Origin of the sequence: Mangrovicoccus sp. HB161399 (assembly GCF_013184745.1) — a bacterium.
Taxonomy (GTDB): Bacteria; Pseudomonadota; Alphaproteobacteria; order Rhodobacterales; family Rhodobacteraceae; genus Mangrovicoccus.
The window spans coordinates 1-11,853 of the sequence record NZ_JAATVU010000116.1; the positions used below are offsets into that span (position 1 = coordinate 1).

At 69.8% G+C, this 11,853-nt stretch carries 5 protein-coding genes and 4 pseudogenes; 8 read left to right on the forward strand and 1 reads right to left on the reverse strand.

What is annotated here, in order from left to right; genetic code table 11:
* Positions 1-513: 513 nt before the first annotated feature.
* Positions 514-2,196 carry a calcium-binding protein gene (locus HCC78_RS29775; RefSeq protein WP_172332379.1) on the reverse strand — a complete coding sequence of 561 codons (1,683 nt, stop codon included), beginning with the start codon at positions 2,194-2,196 and terminating at the stop codon, positions 514-516.
* Positions 2,197-2,864: 668 nt separating this feature from the next.
* Between HCC78_RS29775 and HCC78_RS29780 the strand changes: the two genes are divergently transcribed.
* From HCC78_RS29780 to HCC78_RS29815, 8 genes and pseudogenes are all read left to right on the forward strand, one after another.
* Positions 2,865-4,247 carry an FAD-binding oxidoreductase gene (locus HCC78_RS29780; protein WP_172332380.1) on the forward strand — a complete coding sequence of 461 codons (1,383 nt, stop codon included), beginning with the start codon at positions 2,865-2,867 and terminating at the stop codon, positions 4,245-4,247.
* Positions 4,248-4,447: 200 nt separating this feature from the next.
* Positions 4,448-5,212, forward strand: coding sequence for a hypothetical protein (locus tag HCC78_RS29785; protein ID WP_172332381.1), 765 nt, complete (start codon positions 4,448-4,450; stop codon positions 5,210-5,212).
* Positions 5,213-5,237: 25 nt separating this feature from the next.
* Positions 5,238-5,732 (forward strand): c-type cytochrome, encoded by a 495-nt coding sequence (locus tag HCC78_RS29790; RefSeq protein ID WP_172332382.1) that lies wholly within the window; start codon positions 5,238-5,240, stop codon positions 5,730-5,732.
* Positions 5,733-5,821: 89 nt separating this feature from the next.
* Positions 5,822-9,223 carry a calcium-binding protein gene (locus HCC78_RS29795; RefSeq protein ID WP_172332383.1) on the forward strand — a complete coding sequence of 1,134 codons (3,402 nt, stop codon included), beginning with the start codon at positions 5,822-5,824 and terminating at the stop codon, positions 9,221-9,223.
* A gap of 435 nt (positions 9,224-9,658) precedes the next feature.
* A pseudogene (locus tag HCC78_RS29800) lies at positions 9,659-9,854 on the forward strand (hypothetical protein); the annotation flags it as partial.
* Positions 9,855-10,197: 343 nt separating this feature from the next.
* Positions 10,198-10,461, forward strand: a pseudogene (locus HCC78_RS29805) (hypothetical protein); the annotation flags it as partial.
* Between the two features lie 162 nt (positions 10,462-10,623).
* Positions 10,624-11,013, forward strand: a pseudogene (gene tnpB, locus HCC78_RS29810) (IS66 family insertion sequence element accessory protein TnpB); the annotation flags it as partial.
* A 378-nt stretch (positions 11,014-11,391) separates the two neighbouring features.
* Positions 11,392-11,799: pseudogene (locus HCC78_RS29815) on the forward strand (transposase); the annotation flags it as partial.
* Positions 11,800-11,853: the final 54 nt, after the last annotated feature.

Below are 11,853 nucleotides of genomic sequence, written 5' to 3' on the forward strand. Positions count from 1 at the left end.
CGTTCCGGGGGCAAGAAAGGCCGGAAGATCGCGCCACCCCGCCCAGAACGCCGGAAACCGTCCGCGCGCAAGACTTTTCGGAGGCCTGCCAGGGCTGCGACAGGGACCACGTCGCAGCCGCAGGTCCCGTGAAAGGCGATCAGGACATCTGCGGGCAGGGATTCGGCCCTGCGTCGTGAATGGGGCGGGGGTGGCGGTGCGCAGGCTGCAGGGGCCGGGCCTACTGCGCGCAGCTCTGCAGCCGGTGAGGGACCGTGCCATGGCCATGGCGCCTTCCCATCTCGCACGGACTCGCGGCGGCCCCGGCAACGGTTCGGGCCGAGTGCGCCGCGGAGCGGACGCAATTCGTCTGCGCGGATCCGGGACTTGCCGGGAGCACGGGTTCCCCTCCGCAGCTTGGCCATCCCGCAAATCCTGCTGGCAGGGTGCGGCGGCACGCGAAAATCCGCCCGCGCCGTGAAGCGCGGGCGGATATGTCATGCGGCATCGCCGGTCTGCGGTGCCGGACCCGGGCTAGAGGACGAACCAGCCCGCTTCGGCCGCGTCGGTGCCGACGATGTCGATGGCGAAATCTGCCGCCCCGTCACCGTCGATATCGCCTTCGATCCGCTGAATGCCGCCCAGATCGGCGGCCCGCAACTCGCCTGCAGTGCCGGTGAAACCGGCATAGCCCATGAAGGCGAAGGCATCGTCCGCCGCGGTGGCCGCGTCGGCATCCATCTGGTCGAGCCGGACGAGGTCGCCCTCGGCGGCATCGAAGTCGGTTATGGTGTCGACATGCGCCGCGTCGGTGATCCGGAAGAAGAAGCTGTCCGCACCGTCGCCGCCGGTCAGCATGTCGGACCCGAAGCCGCCGTTCAGCCGGTCGTCGCCGTCGCCGCCGTCAAGCGAGTCCGCGCCGAGGCCGCCGAACAGCCGGTCATTGCCGAGCCCGCCGAACAGACGGTCCTTGCCCATGCCCTGCAGCAGCAGGTCGTCGCCCATGCCGCCGCGCAGCTCGTCGTCGCCCGCGCCGCCTTCGATCGTGTCCCGGCCGAGATTGCCCAGCAGCGTGTCGTTGCCGTCGCCGCCGTCGATCCAGTCGGCGCCCTCGTAGCCCATCACCAGGTCGTCGCCGCCCCAGGCCGCGATGTAGTCGGCCACGGAGCTGCCCTCGATGACGTCATCGCTGTCGGCCGGGGCCCCGACGACGGTGGTGCCCACGGATTCGTGCATCACGTAGATCGCCTGGCGGGCATCCTCCACCGCCTGGGCCCAGTCATTGATCCCGGCCGGGGACCCGTCGGCCAGCACGAAGCTCAGCCCGTCCTCAGACAGCGCCATGTACTGGTCGGTCCAGTCCGTGCCGCTGCCGACGTCGTTGATCCCGTCGCCGTTGCGGTCGGTGCCCCAGATCACGTCCAGCAGGGTGCGCTGCACCGCCTCCAGGTCGGACGGATCGCCGTCCAGGTCCTGGTACCACTGGATCCAGGTGTCGCCGTAGGTGGCCACGCGGTCGTAGTCGAAGCTCTCGGTCCCGCCGTCGGTGAAGCTGTAGTAGCTGACCTCAGCGGAGCTGCCGTTCTCGGTCACTTCGTTCACGTCCATCAGCGTATGCGCGGTGATCACCGCATCCATGCTGATCGGGCTGAACTTGGAGAACACCCCGGCCAGAAGGCCGGTCGGGTTCCAGCCGGAGGCCATCAAGCCGGCAAGCGCTGCGGGCACGTTGCCCTCGGCATTCGCCTGGGCCTCGGTCCAGCTTGTCGCCCCGCCGGCCTGCATGACCAGCTTGTAGAGCGCCAGGCATTCGCGCGGCGAGTCGATCAGCACGCCGTCCACCATGATGCGGCCCGAAGGATCCGCCTCGATCACGGTGCCGCCCTCGATCTTGGCGAGGGCCTCTTCAAGCGCGCTCTCGACCACCTGGTCGGGCGAGCGCATGATGTTGGCCCGCTCCAGGTCGATTTCCTGGATGTATTGCAGCTGGTCGGCCGGGACTTCGTAGTCCCCTTCCGTCCCTTCCACGAGGGTGATCGGGAAATAGTCCCCGGTCACCGGGTCAAATCCGATCGGGATGATCTGGCCGTTCTCGTCCAGAACCGGCTCCCCGTTCCCGCCGCCATCGGCCGGATCGAGGTCCCGCGCAAGCACCCAGAGGTCGCCATAGAGGTCGCCTTGGATGCTGCCGCCTGAAGTGGAGATTGTGTCGGCCATTGCTTCCTCCTGCGTTGGCACGGACTCACGCTTGAGCACGCATCTGGCGCAAGGCTATGCCCCGGAAACAGGCTCCGGCATGATTGAGATCAAATTTTCCGAATATTTGGGCGCGGCCCTGTGCCGGGGTGGCAGGGCGTGGCTTTCGCCTGGTAGACGTCCGGATTATCTTAACGATTGCAGTGCATTGGTGAGGGTGCCCGAAGCCGAGGGAAGTTCCGCCCTCTGGCTGCATGTCCCAGTTTTCATGGCCGGCGGGCCCATCCGGCGCCTCCGGAGGCACCTGATCCCGCGGCTGCAGCCCTGCGGCCGGGAACGCCGCCGTCGGAGAGCCGCGGACAGTGGAATCCCCTTTCGGCGGCGGCACCCATTGCGGCCAATGCACGCGCAAGGGACCGGATGGGCCAGGGGCGGGCGGCCAGCCGCCGCGTGCCGCCTCTTCCGGGCCGGCGGCGGGCTCCGCAGCGGGGAAAACGCCGGCCTGCGGGTATGGAATGCCTGACCAAAATCATTCCATAACAAGTGTTTAGCATTCATTTAGCATTCCGCGCGGGATGTCTTAGCAAGCCTCCGCGGCGCGGTGGCGATATCCCGGCGGCACCGGGCGACGGACGCCCGGACGCAATCTGCCCCAGCGCGACGCAGGGGCCGCCAGACAGGACAGTGACATGAAACTCGAGACCCTGAAGGCGGCGGTGCGCGGCACCGTCGTGGCCGACAGCGATCCCGGCTATCCGGAGACCTGCGACGCGCTGCTCTTCAACGGGCGCAAGCCGCCCCGCCGGCCGCGCGTCATCGTCCGTGCCGCCGATGCCGAGGATGTCCGCCGCGCCGTGCGCTATGCGGCGGCCGAGGGGCTGGCCGTTTCGCCGCGCGGCGGCGGCCACAGCTGGTCCGGCGTGGCCCAGCAGGCGGGCATGGCGATCGACCTGCGCGGCATCGCCCATATCCGCGTGGATGCCGCCGCGCGCCTCGCCGATATCGGCCCGGCCGCCACCAACCGGCAGCTGGCCGCGGTCCTCGGGGCGGCGGGACTGGCCTTCCCGCTCGGCCATTGCGGCAGCGTGCCGGCCAGCGGCTACCTTCTGGGCGGCGGGCTGGGCTGGAACGCGAATTCCTGGGGCGTTGCCTGCTTCTCGGTCGAAAGCATCGAGGCGGTGCTCGCCGACGGCTCCCTGGCGGTGGCCAGCCGCCGCGAGAACCCGGACCTGTTCTGGGCGGCACAGGGCGGCGGGCCGCTCTTTCCGGGCATCGTCACCGGTTACCGGCTGCGCCTCCGGGAGGCGCCCGGCGCGATCCGAACGGCGCTGCGCATCTATCCGGCGGAGGCCGCGGGCGCGCTGGCCGGCTGGATGGAGACGCTAGCCGCCGAGGGACCCGCGAGCCTGGAGATGACGGCCAAGTTCTGCCCCGCGCCGCCGCCCTTCGCCGCGCAGGCGGAACGGCTCGCCATCGGCATCGCCACCGTCTTCGCCCGGCACGAATCCGAGGCGGCGGTGATCCTGGCCCATGCCGACAGCCTGGCACCGGGCGGCGAGATCGCTGCCGTGCCGCCGATGCCCACGCCCTTCGGCGCGCTCTACGACCAGGTCGACGCCTCCTATCCCGAAGGCAGCCGCATGGCCGTGGACGCGCTGTGGAGCGACGCGCCCGGCGCGCTCTTCGCGGCGCTGTCGGAAGGCATGGCCACGGCGCCGGGCGCCGGCTGCCATGCGATCGCGACGCTGCGCTCCGCCCGGGCGCCGGTGCCCGGGGAGGGCGCCTTCTCGATGCACGGGCGGGCCTTCGGCGCGGTCTACGGCCTGTGGCAGGACCCGGCGGAGGACGCCCGCGGCACCGGCTGGGTGCGCGGCGTGGCGGATGCGGCCGCGCCGGTGACCAAGGGCGTCTATGTCGGCGAGGCCGATCTGGAGCGTCCCGGCCGCATCCACCGCGCCTATGCCCCCGCCGCGCTGGAGCGCCTGCTGGCGCTGCGCGGCCGCTACGACCCGGCCGGGCTCTTCCGCCGCGAGATCGCCGGACTCGGCCTGTCGGCAACCCGGGCGGCCTGACCCCGGTGCGATCTGACCGGTTTCCCGGACAGACTGGCCGGATCCGGCCGGTAGATCGGACCCGCGCGGCGGGGTAAATCCCGCCGCACATTCCCGGCCATCCTGGCATCCGCAGCGCGGATTCAGCCTTCCGCCCCGGCCTCCCGGCCGCGGGCCGGGCGGAGCCATGGCCATTCATTTCGACAGAGAGGACTTCCATCATGAAACCAATCCACCTGCTTCTCGGGGCCGCCTGCGCCCTTGCGGCGCCCGCTGCCGAAGCCGCGACCGTCCATGCCGAGGCCAGCTACGAGATCAAGTCGCTCAGATCCTATACGGTCGCGCCGGAGGTGATGCCGATCGTGCCATATGCCGAAACCTCGCAGGACGGCACCGGCACTGCCGCGGCCGATGCCGTTCAGGGCCGGGTCACGGCCGATGCCGCCACCTCCGGGCGCAGCGGCGTGCCGATGGACTATGCCCACGCACAGGTGATCAGCACCGAGCGGATCACCTTCGCCAATGGCGGCAGCACGCTCGGCACCTTCTACAGCGCGGTCACCATCGGCTTCTCGCTGTCGATCGAGGGCAACAATGACGGCCAATCTCTGCCCGAGGGGATGTTCGGCGAACTCGGCACCGCGCGGGCGACGGTCAATGCCTATCTCGAGCGGATCCTCGCGGACGGCTCGGTCATTTCCGGCGGCAACCCGGTCTGGACCAAGGAGATGCTGTTCAACCAGACCGGCAGCTACGACAATCCCGCCTTCGTCACGACGGCGATGAACGCGAACGTCAATCCCGGCGAGACCGTGTCGATCGTCTTCGAGCTCTCGGCCTATGCCGACGCCTGGCATGGCGATCCGCTGGGCGGTCCGGTCTCCGGTCCGTCCGAGGTGCCGCTGCCCGGCGGCCTGCTGCTGATGCCCGGCGGGCTGGCGATGCTGCTCGGCGTCCGCCGCCTGCGCACCGCGCGCCGCGCCTGATCCCCACCCGAAAGGAAAAGACCAGATGAAGAGCAACCCCGTTCTTCCGGCCTGCGCCCTGGCGCTTGCAGGCCTTCCCCTCGCCGCCGCAGCCGGATCCGTCGGCGCCGAGCGCGGCGCCTATCTCGCGCGGATCATGGATTGCGCGGGCTGCCACATGCCGATGGGTCCCGACGGCGCGCCCGACGCCGCGGCCGGGCTCTCCGGCGGCACCTTCGGCTTCGAGGTCCCCGGTTTCGGCATCGTCTGGCCGCCGAACCTGACGCCGGACGAGACTGGCCTCGGCAGCTGGAGCGACGCGGAGATCGCGGCGGCCCTGACAACCGGCGTCCGGCCCGACGGGCGCGAGCTGGCGCCGGTCATGCCCTGGCGGGGCTATGCCGGGATGGAGCCGGACGACCTTGGCGCGCTGATCGCCTTCCTGCGCGCCCAGCCGCCCGTGCCCGGCCAGGTGCCGCCGCCCGCCGCCTCGGGCGAGGATGCCGCCGCCCCCTATTTCACGGTGGCAATGCCGCAATAGCGGCCCGCGACTGCAGGCAGTCGGCCGATCCGCCGGAGCGTTCCGGCGGGCCGGCCCCGCATTGTCATCCAGCCAAGGGAATTTGAGAGATGACCTATATCTACGGCACATATTCTGCGGACCTCCTGGAAGGCAGCGACGACTACGACCAGATCGAGGGCCGCTCCGGCAACGACACGATCCGCGGCGGCTTCGGCAATGACAGCCTCTACGGCGAGTTCGGCGCCGACCGGATCGAGGCTGGGTTCCGCGACGATGTCCTGGCCGGGGGCGATGGCCGCGACTATCTGGCCGGCGGGTCTGGAGCGGATGTCCTCTACGGCGCCAATGCCGTCTACGGCATTGCCGGGGACACCGAGCGTGACACCATGATCGGCGGCCTCGGCGACGACACCTTCGCGGGCTATTCCGACGGCTACTACAGCCCCTACGACGCCCGCGGCGCCTATACCCGTGCCGACATCCTGGCGGCGGGGGACGTGATCGACGGCGGCACCGGCTTCGACATGGTCCGGCTCGACTTCACCGCGGATGCCGCGGCGCTTGCCTTCACCGCGCCCGACACGATCACGCTGAAGGTGATGTTCGGCGGGCTGAGCCTGCTCAGCGTGGAGCGCTTCGACGTCCGCGCCACCCGTTTCGCAGACCAGCTGACCGGATCGCATTGGGCCGACCGCTTCGACGGCGAGGGCGGCAGCGATCTCCTGCGCGGCCGCGGCGGAGATGACCAGCTGTCCGGCGGTGCCGGAGCCGACAGCCTGTACGGCGACGGCGGGCGCGACACGCTGGAAGGAGGCGACGGCAACGACCGGGTGGAGGGCGGCGGCGGCAACGACACGCTGCATGGCGACGGCGGCAACGACACCCTGCTGGGCGGCGCGGGCCAGGACTACATGAGCGGCGGCGACGGCAACGACCGCATCGACGGCGGCGACGGCGACGACTGGATCGGCAGCTACGGCGAGTCGGGCGACGACACCGTGACTGGCGGCGACGGCAACGACACCGTCAATGCCGGCACCGGGGCGGACAGCGTCTCGGGCGGGGCGGGCGACGATGACCTGCGGGGCGACGAGGGCGGCGACCGGATGGACGGCGGCGACGGCAATGACCTGATCGACGGCGGCGAGGGGGCTGACACGGTCTGGGGCGGCGCGGGCGACGACCGGATCACCGTATACGGAGGCGAAGGCGGCGACCGCATCGACGGCGGCGCGGGCATCGACCGCCTGGTGATCGACGGGCTGCAGGGAAATTTTGCCGCCCTCTCGGCCGCTCTGGTCAACACGCTCGAGGACGGCACGACCGTCACCGGCATCGAGGCCTACAGCATCGAGGCGGAATACTGGGACGTATTCGGCAACCGGATCGTCACGCTGGACGGCGAGGACTGGATCGATGCCGGGCGCGGCCATGACACCATCGCGGCGGGCGGCGGCAACGACACGATCTACGGCGGCGACGGCAACGACCACATCGCCGCGGGCGACGGCGACGACGAGATCTTCGCCGATGACGGCTACAGCGGCAGCGGGCGCGACACGATTCTGGCCGGGGCAGGCGACGACCGGATCTATACCCGGGACACCGTCGCCGACCGGATCGAGGCCGGGGAGGGCCATGACCATGTCTCGATCGACCGTTCCAAGGCGGAGGGCACCGACTTCGCCTTCGCGGCAGGCGCCGTCCGCTCCGACCTGTCCGACGGCACGGTGATCCTCGATGCCGAGGAGTTCCGCATCGTCACCGCCGACGGCAACGACACGCTCGACGGCTCCGCCGCTTCGGCGGTGGACTTCGACAGCGGCAAGGGCGACGACGTGCTCACCGGCTCCGCGGGCAATGACCTGCTCTCCGCGGGCGAGGGCAACAACCGGATCCAGGCGGGCGGCGGCGACGATGCGATCTACGGCGGGAACGGAAGAAATTCCGTCGATGCCGGCGGCGGCGACGACCGGATCGAACTGAACTGGAACGCCGGCGCTCCGGGACAGGTGCTGCGCTACTGGCGAATCGATGGCGGCAGCGGCATCGACCGCGCCGCGCTCGACCGCAGCGGTGCGACCGCGGATCTGGGCTTCGTGCTGGCCGCCCATGCGGTGCTGTCGGGCGGCAACGCCACGGTCGACAATGTCGAGGAGATCGCCATCCGCGCGGGGTCCGGGAATGACAGCCTGACCGGCGGCGGCCGCGACGACTTCTTCGACGGCGGGCTGGGCCGCGACCAGCTTTCCGGCAAGGGCGGCAACGACGCGCTCTACGGCGGCGGCGGCAACGACACCCTGTCCGGCGGTGCGGGCGACGACGTGCTCAGCGGCGACGAGGGTGACGACCGGCTGTCCGGAGACGGCGGCAACGACCTGCTCGAGGGCGGCGGCGGTGCCGACAAGCTGCATGGCGGCGCCGGCAGCGACACGCTGCGCAGCTACGGGCTCTACGGCAGCGGCGACGGCGGGGCCGACATCCTCAGCGGCGGCCTGGGCCGGGACGAGCTCTATATCGGCAATCTCGACCGCGCCATTGGCGGCTATGGCGTCGACCGGGTATATGTCGACCTGTCCGGCACCTATGCGGCGGCGGATTTCGTCCTGGCGGCGGGCGAGGTGCAGGTGAACGACGGCACCTCCTTCCGGGGCATCGAGCAGCTCGCCTTCGACGGCAGCGCGGGCGGCGACCGGGTCACCGGCGGCGCGCTCGACGACATCCTTGCGGGCAACGGCGGCAACGACACGCTGTCGGGCGGGGACGGCACGGACGAGCTAGACGGCGGCTCGGGCAATGACTGGCTATATGGCGGCCGCGGCGCCGACCGGCTGGAGGACGGCAGCGGCAACGACCGGCTCTTCGGCGGCAACGGCGCGGACGAGCTGGTGCGCAGCGACGGCGCAGGCACCGACCTGTTCGACGGCGGCGGCGGCTTCGACTGGCTGTCCTTCGCGTTCTATTCCTCGAATTCCGCGGTGGTGGACCTTGCCGACAGCAGCGCCAATGACGGGCTGGCCCGCGGCCTGACGCTGGTTTCGGTGGAGGGCGTGCGCGGCAGCTATCTCGACGACGACATCCGCGGATCGGGGGCCGGCGAGTTCCTCTACGGCAGTGGCGGCGGCGACTATCTCGACGGCCGCGGCGGCAACGACACGCTGGAGGGCGGCGCGGGCGCGGACCAGATGCGCGGCGGCGCCGGAGCGGACTGGTTCGTCTTCGGCTACGGCGCGACCGGTTCGGGCGATGTCGTCGAGGATTTCGTCTCCGGCCAGGACCGCATCGTGCTGGCGGGCGCGGCCTTCGGCATCGGCGGCATCGGGGAACTCGACCTGATCTCTGCCGCGGGTCCGGTGCCGACCGCAGCAGGGCCGCAATTCATCTTCGAGACCGCGACCGGACGGCTCTGGTTCGATGCCGACGGCACGGGGGAGGCGGCCGATGCCGAGCTGGTGGCGCTTTTCGAAGGGCTGTCCAGCCTGTCCGCCGACGACTTCCTGATCGGCTGAGGCCGGTGCCGCTGCGTCCGGGGCGGGTTCCTCCGGGCGCGCTTCGGGCTCCGTCCGGGCCGGGGCTGCAGATCGGGCGACTGCGCGCCGGACTGTCCGGGCCCCGGATCCGGCAGGCTTTGCCCGTGCCGCAGCTGCTGGCGGCAAGGTTGCGCTGCCGGTTGGCGTCTCCCGTGGCTGGCGGCGCACCGTCCCTTGCCTTGCCGCCCCGCGGTGCAGACGATGCATGCTGCCAGGCGTGGCAAGAGGTGAGGCTGGGGCTGCAGAAACCGCGGATCCGCCGCTCCGGCCGGTCCTGCAATCCGGCACCGGATGGCGATCCGACCTGTCGCCGCTTTCTCCCGGCCCGCGACACTTGCGGTCTCATGGGCGTTGTTGCGGAACTCGTCGGCTTCCGGGATTCACGGCGTGGATCCGGCGGGTCAAGAGCTTGGCATGGCGAAGCCGGAACCTGCCCGGCACCGCACGGCCAACTGGAAATCCTGCAGCGAGCCATTGATGCGCCATTGGTTCGAGCACAATGGCGGACGCGCTTAGGCGGCGCGGCTCGCTCCTGGTCTGGCTGGACAGGGACGTGGCCTGGCGCGCGCCGAAGGCAGGCAATCCCGGGCGTCCGCCGGTCCTTTCGGAATGGGGAGGATCAGCAGACGGTCCGGGGGAGTTCGGGCCGGTCCGCGCCAGCGGCAAACCCTCCGGCACAGGATTTGAGGGCCGAACGGGCGGAGCCCTGCCCGACGAGTGCCATCCAGTTCTGCCGTAAGCGGTGCATCGGACCCCCCGAAACGCGATTGGATGCATGGGAATTCGGTTTAAAATCCTGCGTGACCCGGGCGCCGTGTGCCGGCCGCCATTCGGTGGCGCCAGCCTGCCCGGCCCGAAACGCGGAACAGGATGCGGCGAGCATGAGCAGAACTGTCTGGGGATTCCGGGTGATGCGCAGCAAGGGCGGCTGAAATGTCCGGCCGCCGGAGCTCAAGCGCGAAGCCGTCCGGAGAATGCTGGAGGAAAACCGGCCGCCCGCCGAGCTTGCGCGCGAAATCGGCGCCAATGACCGCCTGGTCCGCGAATGGCTCAAGGAAGACCGCCTGCGTCGCGCCCCGGCAAGGAGCCCGGCGGCGGGATTTGCCGAGGTCGTCGTCGAGGATGACCGGGCGCCTGCGCGGGCGCCGCGCGCGAGGTTGAGAAGGCTTGCGCACCGGCTTGCACCATTTGCATTTCGATCAGGGACGTCCGGATAGAGTTGCCTGCGGATCTCGACGAGGGCACCCTGTCTAAGGTCCTCCGCGCCCTGAGGGCAGCCTGATGCTGCCGCTGAACGGACTGAAAATCTATCTCGCCACCGAGCCCGTCATTCGGCACCGGCCTCGGACCGATGGCGCCACGGTGCCTCATTCCGGAAGGGAATGGACGGGCTGGCCGGCCATGTCATGACCGAGCTCGAGCTGGACCCGTTCAACGGCGCGGTGTTCATTTTCCGATCGAAACGCGCGGACACGCTGAAGATGATCGTCTGGGACGGCACCGGCATGGTGGTGATCCACAAGCGGATCGAGGGCCGCGGCTTCGTCTGGCCGGGCGTCCGGAACGGGACCGTTCAGCTCTCGCGCACCCAGTTCGAGGCGCTTTTCGAAGGCCTGGATTGGCGGCGGATTGCAACGGCAAGGCAGCATCGCCCGGTGGCGGTACAGGGCCCGGCGCCAGGTTCCGCAGCGGCTTTCCGAATTCGGCCAGCTGCGCGGCTCGTTTTTCCGTGCGTCGCGGGCGGAGAGCGCGGAAAGCCGTCGACCTGAAACAGGGCCCCTCGCGCAGGGTCTCGCCCCTTGTCCCCAATCCGGTCACTCTTGGCCCGGCGCTGCTGCCATGCGGCGCGTCGGAGAACGGCCGTTCGTCCTTCTCCGCAGCATCTTCCCGCTGCCGAATTCACCCTTCGCGCACTGAACGGACATTCGCTGTCCGGGTGGGCGCTGCTGCTTGGCTTCACCGAAGCGGCCGCTCGGGCCTCGGCGCCGGATTTCCAGCGATCCGAGGTCGGCAGAGCGGACACACCACACTTCTGCTAGGGAGGCACGAACGTCCGAAAGCGCAAACCGGACTCTGACTAGGCTCTGTTGACAAAAGGGATTCACAGCCGGTCGCCTCCGTGATTCAAGATCGCCGTTGCGACGGAGGTGACCTTGGCGCGGAATCTGATGACCAACGAGGAATGGCGGTTCTTCGAGCATTTCATCACTGCCGTCCGTGCTCCGAACGGCCGCAAACCTGTCAACCATCGCCTGGTTCTGGATGGCTTGTTCTGGATTGCACGGACCGGTGCCCCATGGCGCGACCTGCACGGAGAGTTCGGAAAAGGGGGTCCGTCTACCGCCAGGTCCGACGTTGGACCCAGGCCGGACTATGGGAGACCATCCTCTTGTTTCTCAACGACAGCGATCTCGTGCCCGCTCGTGTGCAGATGATCGATAATGAGGCGCAAGCGCCACTGGTCCGAGCGCAGCGCCGAATGGTGATCCGCGCCCATCAGCAGGCAGCGGGCTCAAGGGGGGGGGACTCAGATGGAAGGTTTCGGCCGTTCTCGACTGTCCGGCGGGAAAACGATCCCGCGGATCGTTTTCTGATCCGCCTTCCACTTC